This is a genomic window from Streptomyces sp. NPDC054842 (genome assembly GCF_053611025.1).
In genome coordinates, this window is sequence record NZ_JBSGZN010000005.1 from 54,826 (window position 1) to 78,594 (window position 23,769).

Consider the following 23,769-nt stretch of genomic DNA (forward strand, 5'->3'; position numbering starts at 1 on the left):
CACCGTCAGGGGGCGGGGGTCGGACAGGGGAAGGCCCCCGGTGCCGTGACGGCATCGGGGGCCCTTCTCGGGGGGTGGGGCGGTTACGCCTGGGGGAGCCGGTCCAGCTGGGTCCCGATGCGGGCGATGTCCTCGTCCGCCTTGGCGAGGCGGGTGCGGATCTTCTCGACCACGTTGTCCGGGGCCTTGGCGAGGAACGCCTCGTTGCCGAGCTTGGCGGTCGCCTGGGCCTTCTCCTTCTCGGCGGCGGCGAGGTCCTTGGCCAGCCGCTTGCGCTCCGCGGCGACGTCGATCGTGCCGGAGAGGTCGAGCGCGACCTGCGCTCCCCCGACCGGCAGGGTCGCCGTGGCCGTGAACTCCTCGCCCTCCGGCTGGAGGCGCAGCAGCTGGCGGATGGCCGCCTCGTGCGGGGCCAGTGCGGTCCCGTCGAGGGTCAGCCGGGCCGGGACGCGCTGGCCGGGCTGGAGACCCTGGTCGGCGCGGAAGCGGCGGACCTCGGTGATGACCTGCTGGAGCGTCTCGATCTCCCGCTCGGCGGCGTCGTCGCGGAAGCCGCTGTCCTTCGGCCAGTCGGCGATCACGACGGACTCACCGCCGGTGAGGGTCGTCCACAGGGTCTCCGTGACGAACGGGACGACCGGGTGGAGCAGCCGCAGCGTGACGTCCAGGACCTCGCCGAGAACCCGTCCGGAGACCTTGGCCGCCTCGCCGCCGCCCATGAACGTAGTCTTGGACAGCTCGACGTACCAGTCGAACACCTCGTCCCACGCGTAGTGGTAGAGGGCGTCGGAGAGCTTCGCGAACTGGAAGTCCTCGTAGAGCGCGTCGACTTCGGCGACCGTCTTGTTCAGCCGGGACAGGATCCAGCGGTCCGTCGCGGACATCTGCGAGGCGTCGGGCAGCGGGCCCTCGACCGTCGCGCCGTTCATCAGGGCGAACCGCGTGGCGTTCCAGATCTTGTTGGCGAAGTTGCGGGAGGCCTGGACCCAGTCCTCGCCGATCGGCACGTCCGTACCGGGGTTGGCGCCGCGGGCCAGGGTGAAGCGGACGGCGTCGGAGCCGTACGCGTCCATCCAGTCGAGCGGGTCCACCACGTTGCCGAAGGACTTCGACATCTTCTTGCCGCGCTCGTCGCGGACCAGGCCGGTGAGCGCGATGGTCTTGAAGGGGACCTCGCCGTCCATCGCGTACAGGCCGAACATCATCATCCGGGCGACCCAGAAGAAGATGATGTCGTGTCCTGTGAGCAGGACGTCGGTGGAGTAGAACTTCTCCAGGTCCGGGGTGCGCTCCGGCCAGCCGAGCGTGGAGAACGGCCACAGGCCCGAGGAGAACCAGGTGTCCAGGACGTCGGTGTCCTGGGTCCAGCCCTCGGCCTCCGTGCCGGGCGGCTCCTCGTCGGGGCCGACGCAGACGACCTCGCCCTCGGGCCCGTACCAGACGGGGATGCGGTGGCCCCACCACAACTGCCGTGAGATGCACCAGTCGTGCATGTTGTCGACCCAGTCGAAGTAGCGCTTCGACATGTCGGCGGGGTGGATCGCGACGCGCCCGTCCCGGACGGCGTCGCCGGCCGCCTTCGCGAGCGGGGCGACCTTGACCCACCACTGCATGGACAGGCGCGGCTCGACGGTCGTCCGGCAGCGCGAGCAGTGGCCCACCGAGTGGACGTACGGGCGCTTCTCGGCGACGATCCGGCCCTGCGAGCGCAGCGCGCCGACGATGGCGGAACGGGCCTCGTAGCGGTCGAGTCCCTGGAACGGGCCGTGGACGGTGATGACCGCCCGCTCGTCCATGACCGTGATCGACTCCAGGCCGTGGCGCTGGCCGATCGCGAAGTCGTTCGGGTCGTGGGCGGGGGTCACCTTCACGGCGCCGGTGCCGAACTCGGGGTCGACGTGCGTGTCCGCGACGACGGGGATGGTGCGGTCGGTCAGCGGCAGCTTGATCCGCTTGCCGACGAGGTGACGGTAGCGCTCGTCGTCGGGGTGGACGGCGACGGCGGTGTCGCCGAGCATCGTCTCGGCGCGGGTGGTGGCGACCACGAGCGTCTCGTCGCCCTCGCCGTACCGGATGGAGACGAGCTCGCCGTCGTCCTCCTGGTACTCGACCTCGATGTCGGAGATCGCGGTGAGGCAGCGCGGGCACCAGTTGATGATGCGCTCGGCGCGGTAGATCAGCTCGTCGTCGAACAGCCGCTTGAAGATGGTCTGGACGGCCTCGGACAGGCCCTCGTCCATGGTGAACCGCTCACGCGACCAGTCCACGCCGTCGCCGAGCCGGCGCATCTGCCCGAGGATCTTGCCGCCGTACTCCTCCTTCCACTGCCAGACGCGCTCGACGAACTCCTCGCGCCCCAGGTCTTGGCGGGACTTGCCCTCCTCGGCGAGCTGCTGCTCGACCTTGTTCTGGGTGGCGATACCGGCGTGGTCCATGCCGGGCAGCCACAGCGCCTCGAATCCCTGCATGCGCTTACGGCGCGTCAGGGCGTCCATGAGCGTGTGCTGGAAGGCGTGGCCCAGGTGCAGGGAGCCGGTCACGTTCGGCGGCGGGATGACGATGGTGTACGGAGGCTTGTCGCTCTTGGCGTCCGCGGTGAAATAGCCCCGCTCCACCCAGCGCTCGTACAGCTTCCCCTCTACCTCGGCCGGCGCGTACTGGGTCGGCAGTTCGGGAGTGGATGCTGGCGGCTGCTGCTGAGCGTTGTCGGTCACGGAGCCAGTTTAGAGGTGTCACGGGCCCGTCCCGAAACGGGATTCTTCAGTAACGGTGAGGCCCCCGGCGCCCTTCCGCGTACGACCTTGCGCCAGGATGTTCGGAACAGATGAGTATCCGGAGGGGAACCCAGTAATGAGCTACAACCAGCCGGGCCCGTACGGCGGGCAGCCTCAGCAGCCCGGACCGTACGGTCAGCAGCCCCAGCAGCCCGGGCCCTACGGTCAGCAGCCGCAGGCGCCGCAGCCCGGCTACGGCTACCCGCAGCAGGCTCCCCAGCAGCCCGGCTACGGCTATCCGCAGCAGGCTCCTCCTGGCGTTCCGCCCCAGCAGCCGTACGGCCAGCAGCCCTACGGCGCGCCGCAGCCGCCCGCCCCGGCCGGGGGCAAGAAGAAGACCGGCCTGGTCATCGGCGCGGTGGCGGTCGTGGCGGCGATAGCCGTCGGCGCGTACTTCGTGCTCGGGTCGGGCGGCGGCTCCTCGTCCGTCGCGGACGACGGCCCCCACAAGCTGACGACGCCGGCCAAGGTGCTCGACGGCTCGTACAAGAAGAGCAAGGGATCGTCCAGCCCGACGTCCGAGGAAGACCTCAAGGACTTCGAGAAGTGGGGCGTGAAGGACGCCAAGGACGTCAGCGCCGGCTACTCCAGCGGCAGCGGTCTGACCGGTAAGAACCTCTCGTTCAGTGGCGTGTACGGCACCATCGACGACCCGGAGGGGGTCGTCGACGCCATGTTCGCCAAGGCCAAGTCCGAGTCGGAGAAGGACCAGAGCGGCGACGCCAGCACGGGCAAGCTCCTCGGCAGCCCGCAGGAGTTCACCCCGGACGGTTTCAAGAACGGCATCCTGAAGTGCCAGGAGACCGAGATCACCAACAACGAGAAGTCGAGCACGAGCAGTACCCCGAAGACAGTGAAGATGCCGCTGTGCATCTGGGCCGACCACAGCACGGTCGCCTCCGTGTTCGCGCTCGACCTGAGCACGTTCGCCACCGGCAAGGGCGGCTCGATGGAGAACACGGCGGACCTCGCCGCGAAGCTCCGCAACGACGTGCGCGTCAAGATCTGACGCGCTCACCGCAGTGAAGAGGCCCCGGTCGTCCGACCGGGGCCTCTTCACTGCGCGTACCGCGGCGGACTACGCCGTCTTCTGCTCTCCCGGGCCGCGGCCGTTGCGCGCGTCCCTCGGGATCAGCGTCGGGTTCACGTTCGAGTGAACGACGTCCGCGGTGATGACGACTCGGGCCACGTCCTTGCGGGACGGGACCTCGTACATCACCGACATCAGGACCTCTTCCATGATGGCGCGCAGTCCGCGCGCGCCGGTCTGGCGGAGGATGGCCTGGTCGGCGATGGCCTCCAGGGCCTCGCGCTCGAACTCCAGCTCCACACCGTCGAGTTCGAAGAGGCGCTGGTACTGCTTCATCAGCGCGTTGCGCGGCTCCACCAGGATCTGGAGGAGCGCCTCGCGGTCGAGGTTGTGGACCGAGGTGATGACGGGGAGCCGGCCGATGAACTCGGGGATCATCCCGAACTTCACCAGGTCCTCCGGCATGACGGCCTCGAACTGGTCCTTGGACTCGATCTCGCGCTTGGAGCGGATCGTCGCGCCGAAGCCGATGCCCTTGGCGCCGGCCCGGGACTCGATGATCTTCTCCAGGCCCGCGAAGGCACCGCCCACGATGAACAGCACGTTCGTCGTGTCGATCTGGATGAACTCCTGGTGGGGGTGCTTGCGGCCGCCCTGCGGCGGGACCGAGGCGGTGGTGCCCTCCAGGATCTTCAGCAGGGCCTGCTGCACGCCCTCGCCGCTGACATCGCGGGTGATCGACGGGTTCTCGCTCTTGCGGGCGACCTTGTCGATCTCGTCGATGTAGATGATGCCGGTCTCGGCCTTCTTGACGTCGTAGTCCGCCGCCTGGATCAGCTTCAGCAGGATGTTCTCGACGTCCTCGCCGACGTACCCGGCCTCCGTCAGCGCCGTCGCGTCGGCGATGGCGAACGGGACGTTCAGCATGCGGGCCAGGGTCTGGGCGAGCAAGGTCTTGCCGGAGCCCGTCGGGCCCAGCAGCAGGATGTTCGACTTCGCCAGCTCGATGGCGTCGTCACGGCCCTGCGCCCCGCCGTTCTCCCCGGCCTGGACCCGCTTGTAGTGGTTGTACACCGCGACCGAGAGCGCCTTCTTGGCGGCCTCCTGGCCCACGACGTACCCCTCGAGGAACTCGTAGATCTCCCGCGGTTTGGGGAGCTCCTCCCAGCGGACCTCGCTCGTCTCCGCGAGTTCTTCCTCGATGATCTCGTTGCAGAGGTCGATGCACTCGTCGCAGATGTACACACCGGGGCCTGCGATGAGCTTCTTGACCTGCTTCTGGCTCTTGCCACAGAACGAGCACTTGAGCAGATCGCCGCCGTCACCGATGCGTGCCACGGTGTGCTTCCCCTTCGCCTGGGAGTCGCCTGGGTTCGACGGCTCCTGGTGCTGCCTTATGTCCGACGGTACCTTGCCGGGACCCCCGTTCGGGCCCCCCTTGGCACGGTTCACTTTGACGTGCTCCGTGCCAAGGAGCGGCAGACGATACAGCGTCGCGTCAGGCAACCGCCGAGTTGTTCATCTTCCGGGTGGAGATGATCTGGTCGATCAGGCCGTACGAGAGCGCGTCCTCGGCCGTGAGGATCTTGTCGCGCTCGATGTCCTCGCGGATCTTGTCGATCGGCGTGGTGGAGTGCTTGGCCAGCATGTCCTCCAGCTGACCGCGCATCCGGAGGATCTCGTTGGCGGCGATCTCCAGGTCCGAGACCTGGCCGCGGCCCGTCTCGCTGTACGGCTGGTGGATCAGCACGCGGGCGTTCGGCAGGGCCATGCGCTTGCCCGGCGTACCGGCGGCCAGCAGGATGGCGGCCGCGGAGGCGGCCTGGCCCATGCAGACCGTCTGGATGTCCGGCTTCACGAACTGCATCGTGTCGTAGATGGCCGTGAGCGCCGTGAAGGAGCCGCCGGGGCTGTTGATGTAGACCGAGATGTCGCGGTCGGGGTCCATCGACTCCAGGCACAGCAGCTGCGCCATGACGTCGTTGGCGGAGGCGTCGTCGATCTGCACGCCGAGGAAGATCACGCGCTCCTCGAAGAGCTTCGCGTACGGGTCGTACTCACGCACGCCCTGCGAGGTGCGCTCGACGAAGCGCGGGATGACGTAGCGGGACTCAGCACGAGGACCGGTGTACTCGGCCTGCGTGCGGGCGTAGATGCCGCTGCCGGGGAAGTCGTTCACTCTGTGTCTCCTGGAAGCCTGAAAGGGGCTGAGGCGTCGACTGGGGGGCTCGAGGGGCTCACGCGCCGGCGTACGGCGGCGGGTGCCGCGTACGTCGGCCCGCACCGGCCCGAGCCTGTTACGCCGCCCCGGTGCCGCCGCCGCCCGGCATGCCGGCTGCGGTGGGCATGATGTCGTCGATGAGGCCGTACTCCTTGGCCTCGATCGGGTCGAACCAGCGGTCACGGTCGGAGTCGCGGGTGATCTGCTCCACGCTCTGGCCGGTGTGGAAGGCGGTCAGCTCCGCCATCCGCTTCTTGGTGTGCAGCAGCCGCTCGGCGTGGATCTTGATGTCCGACGCGGAGCCCGCGAGGCCGGCGGAGGGCTGGTGGATCAGGATCTCGGCGTTCGGCAGGGCGAAGCGCTTGCCGGGGGTGCCGGCGCTGAGCAGGAACTGGCCCATCGAGGCCGCCATGCCCATGGCGATCGTCACCACGTCGTTCTTGATGTACTGCATGGTGTCGTAGATCGCCATGCCGGCCGTGATCGAGCCGCCGGGGCTGTTGATGTAGAGGTAGATGTCCTTGTCCGGGTCGGAGGCAAGGAGCAGCAGCTGCGCCGTGATCTTGTTGGCGATGTCATCGTCGACCGCCTGGCCGAGGAAGATGATTCGCTCGCCGAGCAGTCGGTTGTAGACCTGGTCGCCGAGGCCACCACCGATGGGGTCGCCGGCAGCTGTGGGCATCAGATTCGTCACGTATCCACCTGCTCGTCTTGCGACGGCGCCGGGCCGTCTCACGTCTTCTGCTCAGGCCTGGGGCCCCACCCGCACCGCCCCGGGGCGGCTTCGGGGACTCCCCTGCCCTCGTATTCATGGACCCTAACGCGCGGGTCCCTCCGGAGAATCCCGCAGACGGAACTGTTCGCTGTGAGCGCATGCGCTGCGCTGGCTTGATCGGGGGTTCGGTGGCCCTGGGGTGGGGGAACCGTCGGCCCCCTTCGGCGTCGCGGGGGTGTGTGCCGTGTGCCGGGTCGTCGGCGGGTGCGGGGTGTCCTGGGCGGGCGCCCAGTTTCTCTCCCGCGTGCCTGGAGGGGCCCTGCGGGTCCCCGCGGGGGCGTCTGCCGGGTCCGGTTCGTCGGCGAGTCCCGGCCGGACTGGGCTGGGCGCGCAGTTCCTCGCGCCCCTGGACGGCCCTGTGGGCCCTGCGGGCCCTCGGGCGCGCGTCTGCCGGGCTCGGGGCGTCGGCGGGTGCCGGCTGTACTGGGCTGAGCGCGCAGTTCCTCGCGCCCCTGAACGGGCCCTGCGGGCCCTCGGGCGCGTGTGTCGTGCCCTTTATGCCGCGACGGGCCCCCGGGACGTGGATGTCCTGGGGGCCCGGCTTGGTGTGCTGGTGAGGGTCAGGCCTCGGGCTTGTCCTCGGCGGGGGTCTCCGTGGACTCGGCGGGGGCCTCGACGGTCTCGGCCGTCTCGTCCTCGTCGTCCAGGTCGACGATCTCGCCGTTGGTGTCCTTGACCGTGGCGGCCTCGACGACGACCGCGAGGGCCTTGCCGCGGGCGACCTCGCCGACCAGCATCGGGACCTGGCCGCCCTCGACGACGGCCTGGGCGAACTGGTCGGGGGACATGCCGGAGGAGGCGGCGCGCCGCATGAGGTGCTCGGTGAGCTCCTCCTGGTTGACGTTCAGCTTCTCCTTGTTGACGAGCTCGTCGAGGACGAACTGCGTCTTGATGCCCTTGACCGCGGCTTCCTCGGTCTCGGCGTCGAACTCTTCCTCGGTCTTGCCCTGGATCTCCAGGTACTTCGCGAGGTCGAGGCCCATCTGGCCGAGCTGGTGGTGCTCGAGGTTGTGCTTGCGGGTCTGGATCTCGTCCGCGAGGAGCTTCTCGGGGACCGGGACCTCGACCAGCTCGAGCAGCTTCTCCAGGACACGCTCCTGGGCCTGCGTGGCCTGGTCGTACTGCTTCATGTTCTCGAGGCGCTTGCGGCTGTCGGCCTTGAGCTCGTCGAGGTTGTCGAACTCGGACGCGAGCTGCGCGAAGTCGTCGTCCAGCTCGGGCAGTTCGCGGGCGGCGACCTGAGTGACCTTGACGGTGACCTCGGCCTCCTTGCCGGCCGCCGAGCCGCCCTTGAGCTCGGAGGTGAAGGTGGCCTCGCCACCGGCCTCCACGCCCGTCACGGCCTCGTCGATGCCGTCGAGCAGCTCGCCGGAGCCGATGGTGTAGGAGACGCCGGACGCGACGCCGTCCTCCAGGATCTCTCCGTCGACCTTGGCCTCCAGGTCGAGGGTGACGACGTCACCCTCCTGGGCGGCGCGCTCGACCGGGGAGGTCGAGGCGAAGCGCTCGCGCAGCTCGGTGACGGCCTTCTCGACGTCCTCGTCGCTGACCTCGACGGCGTCGACCTCGACCTCGATGCCGGAGTAGTCCGGGATCTCGATGGTCGGGCGGACGTCGACCTCGGCGGTGAAGTTCAGCGTCTCGCCGTCCTTCAGCTCGGTGATGTCGACCTCGGGCTGGCCGAGGACGTTCAGCTCAGCCTCGTTGACCGCTTCGGTGTAGAACTTCGGGAGCGCGTCGTTGACGGCTTCCTCGAGCACGGCGCCACGACCGAACCGCTGGTCGATGACGCGCGCCGGGATCTTGCCCTTCCGGAACCCCTTCACCGTGACCTGCTGGTTGATCTTCTTGTACGCCGCGTCGAGGCTGTCCTTGAGCTCCTCGAAGGGCACCTCGACAGTGAGCCGAACCCGAGTCGGGTTCAGGGTCTCCACGGCGCTCTTCACGGTTCGGTCTCCTTGTGGCTGACTTCTTGGGGGTTCTGCGTGCCTCTGCCGGTCGGGCAGAGCCTCTGGGGATTCGCGGCCCTTGCGAGACATGACAGTGCAGACATACGGGCGCGCAGTTTGCATACTAGCCGCAGGCGGTACACGCCCCAAAAGGAGATCGCGGGATCCCCGGCGTTCCCTGCCGGAACCAGCCGTCCTGACGAAGATCCAGGTGGTCGGGGTGGCGGGATTTGAACCCACGGCCTTCCGCTCCCAAAGCGGACGCGCTACCAAGCTGCGCCACACCCCGTCGGTGCGACACGTAGGGTACATGCCCGCAGGCCCGGCGGCGGGCCCCTTTCCGCCGCGTGCGCGGCGCCGGCGGGAGAAGTGCGTGACGGGTGTGCCACGAGTGGGTGCGACCCGCTACGATGCCTTCTGTGCCGCGGTCACTGACCTGCGGCGCGAGCCGTGCGGGCGTAGCTCAATGGTAGAGCCCTAGTCTTCCAAACTAGCTACGCGGGTTCGATTCCCGTCGCCCGCTCCACATGACGCAGGGCCAGGCAGAGGATCACTCCTCGGCCTGGCCCTCTGTCGTGTTCCGGGTACCGTCCGTCGCCGCAGGGGGCTGCCGGGCGCGCGGATGCGTGAGCGGTGGTGCGGGACCGCGCCGGGAGCGGTGGCTCGGCGGCGGTCCCTTGGTTCGCGGGGGCTCCCGTGGTGTGGGGTCGCGGAGGGGGCGCTCGGCGTGACCCGCGCGGCGGTCACGGTGGGCGCGCGCCGCTCACCGGGGGTCCGGTCAGAAGCTGATCGAGTTGATGGTCTCCGCTATCGAGTTCAGGAACCGGTTGATGGACGGAGCCATCCCGGTCGAGGCGAGGAAGAAGCCGAAGAGCACCGCCACGATGGCGGGCCCCGCCTTGATCGATCCCCCCCGGATCAACACCACCAGGATGATCGCCAACAGCAGCACCACTGACAGCGAAATGGCCACAACTGATCACACCCTACGGTCGGTTCCGCTCTCCCGGCCCGGGAGCGCCAGCCCCGCGCACCCCCGCCAGGTCCATCGTGCCACCAACAGGCCCACGGTATGCGGCTGGTGAGGCAACGTCGGTCGAGGAGACCTGGAGGCCGCGTCGCCGCACGGGCCCCACGGGACCCGGCGCAGGCTGCCCGTACGGCAATTCGAGGATGACTCCGCATCAGGAATTGAGCGTGATCGTTTCCATGCCCACACATCCTGTTCGCAGGTAATTCGAATTGTCGGAGCGGGCACACCCGGAGCGCCGAACGCGGGCAAGGGAAGCAACCGGAAACGGACATTCCACAGGAGTCGGCCGCGAGTGTTATGCACCATTTAGTCAGGATGAAGCGGGACACAACGGGCGGACAGGTTCTGCCGATCGATGATCGGACTGTGTTCGGATTCGTATGTTGGCTTCGCCGAATCGGGGGTATGCGCAGGCGAAAGCAGTAATCACACCCAGGGGTTTTACGTAATCCCGCAGACAACGCTAGGGTGCCTCAGATGTTCCACGCTGCCTCGTCCCCCGCAAGTGCAGCGAGGTCACGGACCGACCCGCCGAGTTCCTGGTGGGAGGGCCTGTGACGAACTCGTTGCGTCCGCACGGCCACGACAGAGCGCCGCTCCCCCCGGCACAGCCGCCGGTGGACGGAGTGCCGAGTCCGCGCTCGCCCCACCCGGCACCGCCGGCCGCCCGTACCGCCTCCCCCGGCGGCCCGCCGGCCAAACAGCGCGACGCCTTCTTCGACAACGCCAAGTACCTGGCGATCGTCCTCGTCGCGATGGGTCACGCCTGGGAGCCGCTCACCGACCACAGCCGCGCCGCGGAGGCGCTGTACATGGTCGTGTACACCTTCCACATGCCGGCGTTCATCCTCATCTCCGGCTACTTCTCGCGCAGTTTCGACATGCGCGCCGACCGGCTCCGTCGGCTGGTCACGGGCGTCGCCGTGCCGTACGTGCTCTTCGAGGTCGCGTACTCCCTCTTCAAGCGGTACGCGGACGACGACCCGACGCACCCGATCAGTCTGCTCGACCCCTGGTACCTGACCTGGTTCCTGGTCGCCCTGTTCGTGTGGCGGCTGACCACCCCGCTGTGGAAGGTCGTGCGCTGGCCCGTACCGCTCGCGCTCGCCGTCGCCGTCCTGGCCTCGGTCTCGCCCGACATCGGTGACGACCTCGACCTGCAACGGGTGCTCCAGTTCCTGCCGTTCTTCGTCATGGGCCTGTTCATGAAGCCCGAGTACTTCCAGCTGATGCGGCGCCGCGAGGTCCGGCTGCTGTCGCTGCCCCTCTTCGCGGGCGCGCTGGCGGTGGCCTACTGGGTCGGGCCGAAGATGAACTCGGCCTGGTTCTACCACCGGGACAGCGCTCAGGAGCTGGGTGCGCCGTGGTGGGCCGGGGTCGTCATGACGCTCGCGCTCTTCGGCTGCTCGATGGTGCTCACCTCGTGCTTCTTCGCCTGGGTGCCGCGCCGGCAGACGTGGTTCACGGTGCTGGGCGCGGGCACGCTGTACGGCTACCTGCTGCACGGCTTCCTCGCCAAGGGCTCCCGCTTCTGGGGCTGGTACGACAGCTACGCCTGGCTGCAGAAGCCCTACGGCGAGATCTTCGCGACGCTCTTCGCGGCCGCGGTCATCACGGTGCTGTGCACGCCGCCGGTCCAGCGCATGTTCCGATGGGCGATGGAGCCGAAGATGGAGTGGGCGTTCAAGCGGGACGCCACGGAGCTCGCCCGCGAGCGCGCCAGGGCCAACTCGGCCCGGTAGCGGCCGCGGTGGCCCTCACGCGGGCGGCAGGCCGAGAAGCGCGCGCATCGTGGCGTACTTCTTGGCCAGCCTGGCCCGGGTGTGCTCGTCGAGGGCCGCGAGCCGGGCCGGGTCGCCGTTGTGCGCCAGGTCCGCCGCCTTCACCACGAGAGCCCCCGGGGTCGAGCGGACGCGTGCCGCGTACGACTCCGGGGGCTCGTCCTCGCCCTTGGTGAGCGCGAGGACGATGTCCTTCGTGCGCTGGGTCAGCGCGGCGCCGCTCAGCCACTCGTGGGAGAGGACGCCGTCCTCGACGGCGTCGTGCAGCCAGGCCGCCGCCATCTGCTCGTCGTCGCCGCCGCGCTCGCGCACCCCCTCCGCCACGGCCTGGAGGTGCTCTGCGTACGGCCGGCCCGCCTTGTCGCTCTGCGCGGCGTGCGCCGTGCGGGCGAGGGCTTCGACTTCGGCCAGGGTCAGGAGAGTCTGCGTCACGCCCCCAGTGTCTCCCAGGGCCCGCCCGCCCCGCCGGGGCAGTGCTTAGCGGGCCGCCGTGGGCCCGTCGCGGCAGATCAGCAGCAGCGCCCGGTCGTCGTTGACGTCCTTGGCCACCGCCTCGATGAGGTGCCAGGCGGCTCCGTGGAAACCGCCCGCGACATAGCGGTCCGCCTCGCCGGTGAGGCGGTCGATGCCCTCCACGATGTCGCGGTCGGCGGTCTCCACCAGCCCGTCCGTGAACAGCATCAGGACGTCCCCGGGACGCAGCGAGCCCTTCACCGGGTCGAACTGGGCGCCGTCGTACACCCCGAGGAGGGGTCCTTCGGCCACCTTCTCCTCCCAGCGGCCGCTGCCCGCGCTGAGCTGGAGGCCCGGCGGGTGCCCGGCGGAGAACAGCTCGTAGTCGCCGGAGTCCAGGTCGAGGACCAGGTGGATGGAGGTCGCGAAGCCCTCGTCCCAGTCCTGGCGCAGGAGGTAGCCGTTGGCCGCGGGCAGGAAGGCGTGCGGCGGCAGCGAGCCGAGCAGGCCGCCGAAGGCGCCCGACAGGAGCAGCGCGCGCGATCCGGCGTCCATGCCCTTGCCGGAGACGTCGGTGAGGACGACCTCCAGGGTCCGCCCGCCGTTCGTGCGGGCCGCCACCACGAAGTCGCCCGAGAAGGACTGCCCGCCCGCGGGCCGCAGCGCCATCTCCCGGTGCCAGCCCTGCGGCAGCTGGGGCAGCTTGCTCTGCACGCGGATGCGCTCGCGCAGGTCGAACAGCATGGTGCCGCCGCGCCGCCAGGGCACACCGACCCGGCTGCGGAACTGGGCGATGAGCAGCCCGAAGAGGCCGCACGCCGCGACGACGAGCACGACGCCCGGCGTGACCCGGGACGGACCCTGGGTGTACGGGCCGAGCTTGACGGACTCCACGATGAGGGCCGTGGCCGCGGCGGCGTACAGGCCGAGCAGGCTGGCGGGCCGCAGCAGCAGCCCGCCGGCGACGATCGGCAGGACGAGCGCGGACGGCGAGCACCACACCGAGTCGACCATCGTGGTGGCCGCGATCACCGGGATCATCAGGAGCAGGCCGACCAGCGCGATCCAGTCCGAACCGTCTCCGCGGAAGTAGTCGACGGCGGATCTGCGCAGGGCGGTGCGGGCCCGGTGCCACTGCTTCTTCAACCGGGCCGGGAACGTCTCGGCGGCCGTGCGCCGCTCTCGTCCTGCTGCCATTGCTCGGGACCCTATCCATCGGACCAGCCCCTTGGCACGGGAGGTCCCACTTGTCCCCCGTCCGAGCGCTCAAGTTCACAGGGAACTTCACGGAAGAACGGTTCCGGTAACCCGGGCGAAATTCCCTCGCTCGCACCGCATTGTCCTGATAGGCATGGCCCATGACGACTGACGTGCGGGTGCTGCGGAAGAACGAGTGGGACGCCTGGTACGGGAATCTGCTGCGCGCCTTCGGCGGGGTGGACGAGTCGTCCGAGGAGCGCGAACTGTGGAGCGTGCTCACCGAGTACGACCGTTCGCTCGGCGCCTGGGACGGCGACCTGTGCGTGGGCACCGCGGGCGCGTTCACCTTCCGCCTGTCGGTCCCCGGCGGCTCCTGCGTGCCCGCCGCGGGCGTCACGATGGTGAGCGTGGCGGCCACCCACCGGCGGCGCGGGGTGCTCACGTCGATGATGCGGCGCCAGCTGGACGACGTGCGCTCCTGGGGCGAGCCGGTGGCCGTGCTGACCGCCTCGGAGCCGGAGATCTACGGCCGGTTCGGCTACGGCATCGGCACGATGGCCCTCAACGCGGAGATCGACACCACCCGGGTACGGCTGTCGGTGCCGCCCGGCACCGACGACGTACGCCTGCGGTACGCGCGCCCCGCCGACGTGCTCGACGCCTGCGAGGCCGTGTACGCGGCGCAGGTGCCGCTGCGTCCGGGAATGCTGGCGCGCCGGCCCGGCTGGGAGCGGGTGGCGCTGCTCGACCCGGAGGGCGAGCGGCAGGGCGCCTCCCCGCTCCAGTGCGTGGTCGCGGAGCGGGACGGCGAGGTCGTCGGCTACACGCGCTTCCGGGTGAAGCCGGAGTGGACGATGGCCGGGCACGCCGGGACGGTCGTCCTGGAGGACCTGGAGGGGCTCGACCCGGTGGTGCGGGCCGCGCTGTGGCGGTTCCTCCTCGGCATCGACCTGACGACCACGCTGCGCACCAAGGGCCGTCCGACGGACGACGGCTGGCAGTACCTGGTGTCCGACGTGCGGCGCTGCGCGATGCGCACCAGGGACGCGATGCACGTGCGGCTCGTGGACGTCGGTGCCGCGCTGGAGGCCCGGACCTACCAGGCGCCGGTGGACGTGGTGTTCGAGGTGGAGGACGCGTTCTGCCCCTGGAACACGGGGCGTTGGCGGCTCACCGGCGACGCCAAGGGCGCGTCCTGCGCGCCGACCCGGGACGCGGCCGATCTCGCCCTCACCGTGCGGGAGTTGGGGTCTGCGTACCTGGGCGGGGTGTCCCTGGCGTCGCTCGCCGGGGCGGGGCTGGTGCGGGAGCTGCGCCAGGGCGCGGTGGCCGAGGCGTCGGCGGGGTTCACCTCGCCGGTCGCGCCGTGGCTGCCGCACGGCTTCTGAGGGTCAGCGGGTCTGGCAGGCCGGGCACCAGAAGAGATTGCGGGCGGCGAGACCGGCGGTGCGGATCTCGCCGCCACAGATGTGGCAGGGCAGGCCGGCCCTGCGGTACACGTAGACCTCGCCGCCGTGGTCGTCGACACGGGGCGGGCGGCCCATGGCCTCGGGGGTGTGCTCCGGGCGGACGGTGTCGATGCGGTTGTGGCGGACGCCCTCGCGCATGAGGGCGGTCAGGTCGGCCCAGACCGCGTCCCATTCGGCGGGCGTGATGTCCTTGCCGGGCCGGTAGGGGTCGATGCCGTGCCGGAAGAGGACCTCGGCCCGGTAGACGTTGCCGACGCCCGCGACGACCGTCTGGTCCATGAGCAGGGCGGCGACGGTCGTACGGCTGCGGGAGAGGCGCCGGTAGGCCCGCGCCGGGTCGGCGTCGGGCCGCAGCGGGTCGGGGCCGAGCCGGTCGTGCACGGCCTGCTTCCCCGCGTCGGTGATCAGGGCGCAGGTCGTCGGCCCGCGCAGGTCGACGTACGAGGTGTCGTCGGCGAGGCGCAGGCGGACGGTGTCCGTGGGCGGCGGGGCGGGGGCGGGGCCGAAGGCGACCCGGCCGAAGAGGCCGAGGTGGATGTGGATCCACTCGGACGCCCGGAAGCCGAGGAAGAGGTGCTTGCCGTGCGCGTCGGCGGACTCCAGGACGGTGCCGTCGAGCAGGGCGGCGGCGTCCGCGAACTTGCCCTGGGGGCTGGTGACGCGGACACGGCGCCCCCGGAAGGCGGCCGCGTAGTCCTCGGCCAGCCGGTGAATCGTGTGCCCCTCGGGCACGGGGTCCTCCCGCGTCGTACGTCCTGAGGGCGGCCGGGTGCCGCCCCTTCGCCGCTGCCGCTCCTGCGGCCGGGGGCGCGCCCCGGGCCGCCGTGTCGCGCGGCATGCTCGTCCCGGTACGCCGGACGGGCCGGGTCGGCCTCCGTCCGGCGCTCCGCGGGCGGGCTACTGCTGCGGGTGGTGGGCGGGGATCTCGGGGAGGTCGCCGGTGGTCTCGTAGGCCGAGAGCATGTCGATGCGGCGGATGTGGCGCTCGTCGCCCGAGAACGGGGTGCTCAGGAAGATCTCGACGAACTTCGTCGCCTCTTCGCGCGTGTGCATGCGGGCGCCGACCGACACCACGTTGGCGTCGTTGTGCTGGCGGCCCAGCGCTGCGGTCTCCTCGCTCCACGCGAGGGCGGCGCGGACGCCCGCCACCTTGTTCGCCGCGATCTGCTCGCCGTTGCCGGAGCCGCCGATCACGATGCCGAGGGAGCCCGGGTCCTCCGCCGTGCGCCGGGCGGCGCGCAGGCAGAACGGCGGGTAGTCGTCCTGGGCGTCGTAGATGAGCGGTCCGCAGTCGACGGGCTCGTGACCGGCGGCCGTGAGCCACTCGACGAGGTGGTTCTTGAGTTCGAAACCGGCATGGTCGGAGCCGAGATACACGCGCATGGTCCGAGTGTGACACGTCTGTTTCCGTCCGGCCTCGCGGGGTGCCGCCCGAGAAAAGTGCGGGCAACATCGCACAACCTCAGGGAAACCTCAAGTAACGATCCGGAATCAAAGGTTCACGAATTCCCTGACCTCCGTTTCACTGGACCGACTCGTACACCGCTCGTATGAGGCGCCGTACACCGCTCGTACGGAAGATCTGCACGCTCGGCACAAAGGAATTCGTCCCATGACCTCGCAGCCGACCCTGTCGAAGGCCGGACACGGCCCGGAGAGCCCCGGAGAACCCGGTGGCGGACTCCAGGCCGGACTGAAGAACCGCCACCTGTCGATGATCGCCATCGGCGGTGTCATCGGAGCCGGACTCTTCGTCGGCTCCAGCACCGGAATCGCCACCGCGGGCCCGGGCATCCTCCTGTCGTACGCCCTCGTCGGCACCCTCGTGGTGCTCGTGATGCGCATGCTCGGCGAGATGTCCGCCGCCAATCCCACCTCGGGCTCCTTCTCGGCGCACGCCGACCGCGCGCTCGGCCGCTGGGCCGGGTTCTCCATCGGCTGGCTGTACTGGTTCTTCTGGGTGGTGGTGCTGGCCGTGGAGGCCACCGCCGGGGCCAAGATCCTCGAAAGCTGGATGCCGGACGTCCCGCAGTGGGGCTGGGCGCTCATCGTGATGGTGGTGCTCACCGCGACCAACCTGGTGTCGGTCGGCTCCTACGGCGAGTTCGAGTTCTGGTTCGCCGGGATCAAGGTCGTCGCGATCGGCGCGTTCATCGTGGTGGGCGGGCTGGCCGTCTTCGGCGTACTGCCCGGGGCCGACGCGGACAAGGCGGGGCTCGGCAACCTGACCGAGCACGGCGGCTTCCTGCCGCACGGGCCCGGCGCGATCCTCACCGGTGTGCTGCTGGTCGTCTTCTCCTTCATGGGCAGCGAGATCGCCACCCTGGCCGCCGGCGAGTCCGAGGACCCGCAGCGCGCCGTCACCAAGTCCACCAACAGCATCATCTGGCGGATCGGCGTCTTCTACCTCGGCTCGATCCTCGTCGTGGTCTCGCTGCTCCCGTGGAACGACAAGTCCATCGCGGAGGACGGCTCGTACGTCGCCGCCCTGAACTCCCTCGGCATCGCGCACGCCGGCCAGATCATGAACTTCATCGTGCTGACCTCGGTGCTGTCCTGCCTCAACTCCGGCCTCTACACGGCCTCCCGCATGGCGTTCTCGCTCGGTGAGCGCGGGGACGCGCCCAAGGCGTTCGCGCGGACGACGGCGCGCGGTGTGCCGATGACCGCGATCGTCGTCTCGGTCGTGTTCGGCTTCGTCGCCGTCTTCTTCAACTACAAGTTCCCCGACTCGGTCTTCCTCTTCCTGGTCAACTCCTCCGGTGCGGTGGCCCTGTTCGTGTGGCTGGTGATCTGCTTCTCCCAGCTGCGCATGCGGAAGATCATCGAGCGCGAGGCGCCCGAGAAGCTGGTCGTGCGGATGTGGCTGTACCCCTACCTCACCTGGGCGACCGCCGCGCTGATCGTCTTCGTGCTCGGCTACATGCTCACCGACACGGAGCACGACGGACGCGAGACCGTTCTGCTGTCGCTCCTCGTCGCGGCCGTGGTCCTCACGATCGCGCTGATCCGCCAGAAGACGGGCGCCGGCCGGTCCGCGCACCCGGTGGCGGCCGCCCGCCCGCAGGACGAGGCACCCGGCGAGGCCGGTGCCTGACGCCGACCGGCGAGAGATGTGACGACGGGGCCCCGCGGCGCGTACCGCGGGGCCCCGTCTGTCGTGCGGGGCCTTCGCGGGTGCGGGGCCTTCGTGGGTGCGGTGCCGTGTGCGTGCCGTGCTTTGTGGGTGAAGTGCCGTGCGGGGCAAGTGCTTTCGCGGGTGCGGGGCCGTGGTGACGGCGGCGGTGCCCCCGTGCGGGTACCGGGCCGCGCCGGGCCGTGGTGCCGGCTGCGGTGCCCTGGGCGGGATCCGTCACAGCACGGTGAAACTGTCCTTGACCTTCTCGTAGGTCCGCAGTGCCCGGCTCTCGGCGGCGGGCTGGTACCAGGTGTTGATCTGGTACGACTTCCCGTCGGCGTCGAAGCCCAGCAGGCGCGCGTGCCAGTGCACGCCCTTCATCGTGAACGTGTACTCCCAGACCACCGCGGGCCGGCCGCGGAACGTCGTCCTCTCCAGGCGCACCTTCCGGTAGTCCCGCCCCTGCCGGGCGTTCTGCTCCGAGGTTCGCCACGTGCTCATCAGGTCGCCCCGGGCGAGGGCCGACTTGGCGACGAGTTCCTGGGTGCCGTCCGGCGAGGTGTAGTGCACCTCCGCGCCCGTCTTCAGGTCCCGGCGCCAGCCCTCGGGCGTCACCCACGCGAACCCGCCGGCCTCCCGGTGCGCTCCCGGCGGCAGGCTGGGCGGGCGCGAGGTGCCCTCGACGGTCGGCGTGGGGGACGCGTGCCCCCCGGTGCCGGTGCCGGCGGTGACGGACGGCACCGACGACGGGGGGAGCGCGCCGTCGCCGTGGCCGCCGAACGGGCCGTTCACGGCCGTCAGGACGAGGGCGGTGGCGGCGCCCGCGAGGACCGCGGCGGCACCGGCGAGCACCGTACGGCGACGGCCCGTCCGGGAGCCGGACGGCACGGCGGGACCCGGGAGTTCGCCCGGCGGCCCCGGGCGGGGTTCGTCCGTCCCCGGCGTCGGACGGACCTCCGTCGGCGCCTCGGAGAGCCCTCCGTCGGAGGCGCGCGCGGCCTGAGGAGAGGTTTCCGCGGAGGAGTGCGCCGGGGCGTCCGGCCCTTCCGGCGGGGCGGGCGCGGAGGCGGTCGCTTCCTCCGGTGGGGCTTGCGCGGGGGTGCGCGCCGGTTCGGTGGACGGAGCGGTGGTCCCGGCGTGCGCCGACCGGTCGGGTACCGGTACGGGGACGACGGTCGGGGTGGGTGCCGCCGGTACGGCGTCCCGCACGGGGGCCGTCGCGGGCGCGGGTCCCCGCTCGGTGCCGGTGCCGGTGCCGGTGCCGGTGCCGGTGCCGAGTCTGGGGTCGCGTTCGCTCCTGACCCTCGTGCCTGGTCCCGGTCCGGCTCCGCTGCCGCTCCCGGGCGCGGGGGCGGGGGCGGGTTCGCCGCCGGGCCCGGTGCCGGGGCCGCTCCCCGGTGCGGGCGTCGTCCCGGGCCCCGGCGCCGTCGCGGGCCCCGGCGCCGTCGCGGGTTCGGCCGGCGTTCCGGGTCCACGTGCCGGGGTCGGCCCCGGCGCGGGCAGGGGCGCCGGCGTCCGCACCGGGAACGCGAGCGGTGCCAGGGCCTCCTCCAGTTCCGCCAGGCCGGGGCGGACGGACGGCTCCTTCTCCAGGAGGACCGCCAGAATGTCCCGCAGTTCCCCCGCGGCTGCGGGCAGTTCGGGCTCCTCGTACAGCACCGCGTGCAGCGTCGCCAGCGTCGTCGAGCGGGAGAACGGGGACCGTCCGCCGAGGGCCGCGCACAGCGTCGCGCCCAGGGACCACACGTCGGACGGCGGGCCCTGCGGCTGCCCGGACACCCGCTCCGGCGCCATGTAGTCGGGGGAACCGACGAGCATCCCGACCATGGTCAGCGCCTTGGCGTCCTGCATCGCGGCGATGCCGAAGTCGGTGAGGACGATCCGGTGTCCGCGCCGTTCGACCAGGACGTTGCCCGGCTTGATGTCCCGGTGCAGCACTCCCCCGGCGTGCACCTGGCGCAGCGCCGCGACCAGGCCCAGCCCGAGCCGCGCCGCCTCCCGCACGGTGAGCGGCCCGTCGGTGGCCACGATCTGTTCCAGGGAGCGGCCGTCGACCAGCTCCATGACGATCCAGAGCCGCTCGCCCTCGTCCACGACGTCGTAGATGCGCACGACATTGGGATGGTCGATCCGGGCCGTGGCCCGCGCCTCGCGCAGCGTGCGTTCACGACGGGTGCGGGTGTCCTCCTGGTCGAGTCCGTCGATGCGCATCTCCTTGACGGCCACCGGCCGGTCGAGCATGTCGTCGGAGGCCCGCCACACCCGCCCCATTCCCCCCTGGCCAATACTTTCGACCAGCCGATATCGGCCCGTCACCCATAATCCCGGAACACCGCCGTACGCATTTCCCGGCAATCCCCTGCACCCCCTCCGCACCCGCCGCGAACGTCCGCAACAGCAGAAACACAATGGTCACACTTCAGGCCGTACAAGCATAGTGCGGAGAAATCTTGTGGTACCTCTTCAAGTACTGCGAATTCAGGCGCAGCCAAGGGGGACGAACATGAGTTCTCGTCATACGACGACCATCGCGGGATCGCTGCTCACGGCATCTTTCTCGGCCGTGATGATCCTTTCCTTCACCGCCGTCGCTGACGACACGGGACCGGAGAGCGGCAAGGGGGGAAAGGCGGTCGACAAGGCACCGGCGGGTGTACGACTGACCACGGAGCTGCCGGAGAGGATTTCGGTCGACAACAGTTCGAAGAAAGCGTCCATCACCGCCACGGTGAAGAACGGGGGAAGCAAGGAAAGCGACAGCATCCGCCTTTTGGTGGTCGGTTTCGACGGCCTGCGTGTCAAGAACGTCGAAGGCTGCACCGCCATTGCCGCCGGGGACCTTCCCGAGGGGTCGAACAGCGGTTTCAGTTGTGCCGTGGGAAAGCTCGCGGCCGACGCGTCGAAGTCGTACGACGTCGACGCGACGTTCGATCTGGGAAAGACCGGGAAAATCTGCCTTCCGGTCCAGGACGCCGCGGGAAAGAAGACGTTCTGGCAGCAAGGGCCGGTGCCGTTCGGCACGACCAACCCGTCACCCGACGCTCCCGCCACTCCGCTGCTGCTCGGCACCGACAACCAGCCGGCGGCACCCGGCGGCGACGAGCTGCCGAGGACCGGTGCCGGGGACGACGTCCTGCCGCTGGGCGCGGCCGGCGCGGCGCTCCTCGCGGCGGGTGCGGCGGGCCTGTGGTGGACCGGCCGACGGCGCCCGCGGCCGTGCTGAGCGGGTGAGCGACTGAGCTGGTGAGGGACCCGGCGGGGACCGTCCCCGCGCGCGGGGCGGGCCGGGTGGCGTGCGCGGCCCGCCCGGCGTTCACGGGAAGCCGGGTCCGGGTGCATGCCGGGTCACGGTGCGGCTTCGAAGCGTCAGGTCCCCGGAACGCGCGAGAGGCTCGCCGGGGTGACGTCGCGCTGCGACCCGGCGAGCCTCTTCGGCGGGGTGTGAGGGATCAGCGGTCGAGGAACTTCCAGGCGGTGGGCAGGACGCCCATCGCCAGGGCCGCCTTCAGGGCGTCGCCGATCAGGAACGGGGTGAGGCCCGCCGCGATCGCCGCGGTGAGCGACATGTCGGCCGCGAAGGCGAGGTACGGGACGCCGATCGCGTAGATGATCGCCTCGCCGAGGAGCATCGCGCCCGCCATGCGCAGGACCGAGCGGTCGGCGCCGCGGCGGGCGAGGGCACCCACGACGGTGGCGGCGAGGAGCATGCCGAGGATGTAGCCGAACGACACGGTGACGCCCGAGGCACCGCCGGCGAACCACGGGACCCCGGCCAGGCCCAGCAGCGCGTACAGGGCGAGGGAGAACAGGCCGCGGCCGGCGCCGAGCGCGGTGCCCACGAGGAGCGCCGCGAAGGTCTGGCCGGTCACCGGCACCGGGGAGCCCGGCACGGGCAGGGCGATCTGGGCGGCGAGCCCGGTGAGCGCGGCACCGCCGGCCACGAGCGCCACGTCCCGGACGCGGGAGGCGGGCAGCAGGTCGGCGAGGACCTGGCGGGGGCGGGCGGTCACGGCAGCGGTACTCATGGGGACTCCGGCGGCTTCTCACGATTCGGGACACGGTGACGCTATCCCAGCGCCGTCGGGCCGATCACCGTCAGCGCTCGACAAAGGGGGGAACGCGCGCTTGGTGCCCTTCCGACAAACGGTGCCGTGTACACCTGCCGCGGCGTGATGCTGGTCACTGCGGTGACGTCGGTTCGGCCACGGCCAGGGGTGCGCCGGGGACTGTAGGGTCCCGCCAAACGCGTCCGCGCCGAGGCCCGTCCGTGCCCGGTGCGGGGGCCTGGCCGGAAGGGGTGGGCAGGCTCTACGCTCCGGGCATGGTCGCCCAGTCCGAGAACTTCGCGTCGCGTCGCTATGTCGACCTGCGGCGCCAGGGCACGGCCACTTGTCGTCCGGACTGAGGCGGGCGGAGCGGATCCGGCTCGCCGACACGTCGAGCGCAGTGCCGGACCGACCCCCGAGGACGTTTTGCCATGCCCCGTTCCCTCACGCTCCCCCCTCCCCGCCAGACGGCGCCCGCGGCCGTCCGCCGCGCCGTCGACAGCGACCGGCGCAGGACCAGCGCCAGCGCGATCCTGCGGTCCGTGCTGGAGCACGGACCCGTCGCCCGCAGCACCATCGCCCGGCTGACCGGGCTCTCCCCGGCGTCGGTGACCGACTACTGCGCCCGGTTCACCGCGCTCGGCCTGATCCGGGAGGCGTCCGAGCCCCGGCGCTCGAACGGCGTCGGGCGCCCGCACGTGCCCGTCGACCTGGACGACTCCCGGTTCGTGGTGGGCGGGGTGCACGTGGCGGTGCCGTACACCACGGTCGCGCTGCTCGACCTGCGCGGCCGGGTGGTCGCGGAGCGCCGGCTGCGCCACCGGGGCACCGCACCGGACCGGGTGCTGGCGGACGCCGCCGACGGCCTGGACGCGCTGCTGGCCGCCGCCCCCGGAAGGACGGCGCTCGGGGTGGGTGTGGCGGCCGGGGGCTGGGTGGACCGGGACTCGGGGACCATCGTGGAGCATCCGCTCCTCGGCTGGCGCGACATCGCCGTGCGCGAGGCGGTCGGGGCGCGCACCGGGCTGCCGGTCCACGTGGACGGGCACGCGCGGGCGCTGGTCAACGCGGAGCGGCTGTTCGGGCGGGCGCGGGGGAGCCGGAGCGTGCTGCACCTGTTCGTCGGCAACGTGGTGGACGCCGCCTTCGCCACCCACGACGAGGTGCACCACGGCCCCCGTTCGCAGGCCGGGGCGATCGCGCATCTGCCGCTGGCGGGCGGTACCGAGCGGTGCGTGTGCGGGCGGAACGGGTGCCTCCAGGCCGAGTTGAGCGAGCGGACGCTGTGCGCGCGGGCCCGCGCCGAGGGCGTCGCCGACACGGACAACCCGATGCACGTGGTCGCCGCCGCGGCCGCCGGCGACCCGGTCGCCGCGCGGCTGCTGGTGGAGCGGGCCCGGCTGGTCGGCCGGGCGGCGGCGCTGCTGCTCGACGTGCTCAACCCGGACCTCGTCGTGGTCACGGAGATCGGCGCCATCCACCGGGAGGACTGCCTGGCGGCGCTGCGCGAGGAGGTGGGCGCGGAGCGGGCGGCGGCGGTCGTGCCGACGGGCTTCCCGGACTCGGTGCTGGCCGTGGCGGGCGGATCGGTGGCCCTCGACGTGCTGTACCGGGACCCGTTGGGCGCCTCACCCGGGGGGACTTAATTCAGAAACTCGGAATGTTGACAGGCGTCGGGCGCGGCCAGGACCATCCTTCTCATGAGCAGCGCGCAGGACTTCTCCCCGGTGTTCCGGTTGCGGCAGGGCCGCGACCGGGGCGTCGGCGGCGCGCTGTCACCGGTGCGGCGGGTCCCGCTCACCAGGTGCCGGGTCATCGACCTGATGCGGGTCGGCCGCACGCTTTGTTGCTGACGCGTTGACTCTCTGACGTTCCGTCAGCCTCACGTCGTCCGGCGGTCCTTGTGCTGCGCTCCGGCGT

At 71.0% G+C, this 23,769-nt stretch carries 19 protein-coding genes and 2 tRNA genes; 8 read left to right on the plus strand and 13 right to left on the minus strand.

Going from position 1 to position 23,769, the window contains the following annotated elements; all coding sequences use genetic code 11:
* Positions 1-83: 83 nt before the first annotated feature.
* A complete protein-coding gene (locus tag ACWGIS_RS05705; RefSeq protein WP_453361134.1) occupies positions 84-2,714 on the minus strand; it encodes a valine--tRNA ligase in 2,631 nt (876 codons plus the stop codon).
* 136 nt (positions 2,715-2,850) lie between these two features.
* Here ACWGIS_RS05705 and ACWGIS_RS05710 point away from each other — a divergent pair, with 136 nt between their 5' ends.
* A complete protein-coding gene (locus tag ACWGIS_RS05710) occupies positions 2,851-3,783 on the plus strand; it encodes a hypothetical protein (protein WP_453361135.1) in 933 nt (310 codons plus the stop codon).
* A 69-nt stretch (positions 3,784-3,852) separates the two neighbouring features.
* Here ACWGIS_RS05710 and clpX read toward each other — a convergent pair whose 3' ends face one another.
* The 5 genes from clpX to ACWGIS_RS05735 form a co-directional block, all read right to left on the minus strand.
* Positions 3,853-5,142 carry an ATP-dependent Clp protease ATP-binding subunit ClpX gene (gene clpX / locus ACWGIS_RS05715; RefSeq protein WP_358849941.1) on the minus strand — a complete coding sequence of 430 codons (1,290 nt, stop codon included), beginning with the start codon at positions 5,140-5,142 and terminating at the stop codon, positions 3,853-3,855.
* 160 nt (positions 5,143-5,302) lie between these two features.
* Positions 5,303-5,983: an ATP-dependent Clp protease proteolytic subunit gene (locus tag ACWGIS_RS05720; RefSeq protein ID WP_453361136.1), complete on the minus strand. Its 681-nt coding sequence runs from the start codon at positions 5,981-5,983 to the stop codon at positions 5,303-5,305.
* Positions 5,984-6,101: 118 nt separating this feature from the next.
* Complete coding sequence (locus ACWGIS_RS05725) at positions 6,102-6,707, minus strand: ATP-dependent Clp protease proteolytic subunit (protein ID WP_183116939.1); 606 nt, start codon at positions 6,705-6,707, stop codon at positions 6,102-6,104.
* Between the two features lie 653 nt (positions 6,708-7,360).
* Complete coding sequence (gene tig, locus ACWGIS_RS05730) at positions 7,361-8,746, minus strand: trigger factor (protein ID WP_453361137.1); 1,386 nt, start codon at positions 8,744-8,746, stop codon at positions 7,361-7,363.
* 215 nt (positions 8,747-8,961) lie between these two features.
* Positions 8,962-9,038: transfer RNA gene (locus tag ACWGIS_RS05735), tRNA-Pro, on the minus strand.
* 163 nt (positions 9,039-9,201) lie between these two features.
* Here ACWGIS_RS05735 and ACWGIS_RS05740 point away from each other — a divergent pair.
* Positions 9,202-9,275, plus strand: a tRNA-Gly gene (locus ACWGIS_RS05740).
* A 252-nt stretch (positions 9,276-9,527) separates the two neighbouring features.
* Here ACWGIS_RS05740 and ACWGIS_RS05745 read toward each other — a convergent pair.
* Positions 9,528-9,722 (minus strand): hypothetical protein, encoded by a 195-nt coding sequence (locus ACWGIS_RS05745; RefSeq protein WP_016435177.1) that lies wholly within the window; start codon positions 9,720-9,722, stop codon positions 9,528-9,530.
* Between the two features lie 614 nt (positions 9,723-10,336).
* Here ACWGIS_RS05745 and ACWGIS_RS05750 point away from each other — a divergent pair.
* Positions 10,337-11,524, plus strand: a complete 1,188-nt coding sequence (locus tag ACWGIS_RS05750; protein ID WP_453361138.1) for an acyltransferase family protein — start codon at positions 10,337-10,339, stop codon at positions 11,522-11,524.
* A gap of 15 nt (positions 11,525-11,539) precedes the next feature.
* Here the strand turns inward: ACWGIS_RS05750 and ACWGIS_RS05755 are convergent, their stop codons facing one another.
* Both ACWGIS_RS05755 and ACWGIS_RS05760 read right to left on the minus strand, forming a co-directional pair.
* A complete protein-coding gene (locus ACWGIS_RS05755; RefSeq protein WP_453361139.1) occupies positions 11,540-11,995 on the minus strand; it encodes an HD domain-containing protein in 456 nt (151 codons plus the stop codon).
* A 45-nt stretch (positions 11,996-12,040) separates the two neighbouring features.
* Positions 12,041-13,213 carry a PP2C family protein-serine/threonine phosphatase gene (locus ACWGIS_RS05760; RefSeq protein WP_453361140.1) on the minus strand — a complete coding sequence of 391 codons (1,173 nt, stop codon included), beginning with the start codon at positions 13,211-13,213 and terminating at the stop codon, positions 12,041-12,043.
* 161 nt (positions 13,214-13,374) lie between these two features.
* Between ACWGIS_RS05760 and ACWGIS_RS05765 the strand changes: the two genes are divergently transcribed.
* Entirely contained in the window at positions 13,375-14,604 is a 1,230-nt protein-coding gene (locus ACWGIS_RS05765; RefSeq protein ID WP_453361141.1) for a GNAT family N-acetyltransferase, read from the plus strand.
* 3 nt (positions 14,605-14,607) lie between these two features.
* Here ACWGIS_RS05765 and ACWGIS_RS05770 read toward each other — a convergent pair whose 3' ends face one another.
* A complete protein-coding gene (locus ACWGIS_RS05770; protein ID WP_453361142.1) occupies positions 14,608-15,417 on the minus strand; it encodes an Fpg/Nei family DNA glycosylase in 810 nt (269 codons plus the stop codon).
* A gap of 165 nt (positions 15,418-15,582) precedes the next feature.
* The gene (locus ACWGIS_RS05775; RefSeq protein WP_453361143.1) at positions 15,583-16,068 is read right to left on the minus strand and encodes a ribose-5-phosphate isomerase; all 486 of its coding nucleotides are present in this window, start codon (positions 16,066-16,068) and stop codon (positions 15,583-15,585) included.
* Positions 16,069-16,297: 229 nt separating this feature from the next.
* On the opposite strand from ACWGIS_RS05775, the gene ACWGIS_RS05780 reads away from it, so the two are divergent.
* On the plus strand, positions 16,298-17,782 hold the full coding sequence (locus ACWGIS_RS05780) for an amino acid permease (RefSeq protein ID WP_453361144.1): 1,485 nt from the start codon (positions 16,298-16,300) through the stop codon (positions 17,780-17,782).
* A 255-nt stretch (positions 17,783-18,037) separates the two neighbouring features.
* Here ACWGIS_RS05780 and ACWGIS_RS05785 read toward each other — a convergent pair whose 3' ends face one another.
* A complete protein-coding gene (locus ACWGIS_RS05785) occupies positions 18,038-20,074 on the minus strand; it encodes a protein kinase domain-containing protein (RefSeq protein ID WP_453361145.1) in 2,037 nt (678 codons plus the stop codon).
* 232 nt (positions 20,075-20,306) lie between these two features.
* On the opposite strand from ACWGIS_RS05785, the gene ACWGIS_RS05790 reads away from it, so the two are divergent.
* Positions 20,307-21,026 carry an LPXTG cell wall anchor domain-containing protein gene (locus tag ACWGIS_RS05790; RefSeq protein WP_453361266.1) on the plus strand — a complete coding sequence of 240 codons (720 nt, stop codon included), beginning with the start codon at positions 20,307-20,309 and terminating at the stop codon, positions 21,024-21,026.
* A 226-nt stretch (positions 21,027-21,252) separates the two neighbouring features.
* On the opposite strand, the gene ACWGIS_RS05795 is transcribed toward ACWGIS_RS05790, so the two are convergent.
* Entirely contained in the window at positions 21,253-21,828 is a 576-nt protein-coding gene (locus ACWGIS_RS05795) for a biotin transporter BioY (RefSeq protein ID WP_453361146.1), read from the minus strand.
* Positions 21,829-22,280: 452 nt separating this feature from the next.
* Between ACWGIS_RS05795 and ACWGIS_RS05800 the strand changes: the two genes are divergently transcribed.
* Both ACWGIS_RS05800 and ACWGIS_RS05805 read left to right on the plus strand, forming a co-directional pair.
* Positions 22,281-23,495, plus strand: coding sequence for an ROK family protein (locus ACWGIS_RS05800; RefSeq protein ID WP_453361147.1), 1,215 nt, complete (start codon positions 22,281-22,283; stop codon positions 23,493-23,495).
* A gap of 54 nt (positions 23,496-23,549) precedes the next feature.
* Entirely contained in the window at positions 23,550-23,702 is a 153-nt protein-coding gene (locus ACWGIS_RS05805; protein WP_453361148.1) for a hypothetical protein, read from the plus strand.
* The last annotated feature ends 67 nt before the right edge of the window (positions 23,703-23,769 follow it).

Coding starts and splice junctions, on each gene's coding strand:
- ACWGIS_RS05710 (WP_453361135.1), top strand. CDS start 2,851: ATGAGCTACAACCAGCCGGGCCCGTACGGCGGGCAGCCTCAGCAGCCC.
- ACWGIS_RS05725 (WP_183116939.1), bottom strand. CDS start 6,707: ATGCCCACAGCTGCCGGCGACCCCATCGGTGGTGGCCTCGGCGACCAG.
- ACWGIS_RS05760 (WP_453361140.1), bottom strand. CDS start 13,213: ATGGCAGCAGGACGAGAGCGGCGCACGGCCGCCGAGACGTTCCCGGCC.
- ACWGIS_RS05765 (WP_453361141.1), top strand. CDS start 13,375: ATGACGACTGACGTGCGGGTGCTGCGGAAGAACGAGTGGGACGCCTGG.
- ACWGIS_RS05775 (WP_453361143.1), bottom strand. CDS start 16,068: ATGCGCGTGTATCTCGGCTCCGACCATGCCGGTTTCGAACTCAAGAAC.
- ACWGIS_RS05780 (WP_453361144.1), top strand. CDS start 16,298: ATGACCTCGCAGCCGACCCTGTCGAAGGCCGGACACGGCCCGGAGAGC.
- ACWGIS_RS05785 (WP_453361145.1), bottom strand. CDS start 20,074: ATGGGGCGGGTGTGGCGGGCCTCCGACGACATGCTCGACCGGCCGGTG.
- ACWGIS_RS05790 (WP_453361266.1), top strand. CDS start 20,307: ATGAGTTCTCGTCATACGACGACCATCGCGGGATCGCTGCTCACGGCA.
- ACWGIS_RS05795 (WP_453361146.1), bottom strand. CDS start 21,828: ATGAGTACCGCTGCCGTGACCGCCCGCCCCCGCCAGGTCCTCGCCGAC.
- ACWGIS_RS05800 (WP_453361147.1), top strand. CDS start 22,281: ATGCCCCGTTCCCTCACGCTCCCCCCTCCCCGCCAGACGGCGCCCGCG.
- ACWGIS_RS05805 (WP_453361148.1), top strand. CDS start 23,550: ATGAGCAGCGCGCAGGACTTCTCCCCGGTGTTCCGGTTGCGGCAGGGC.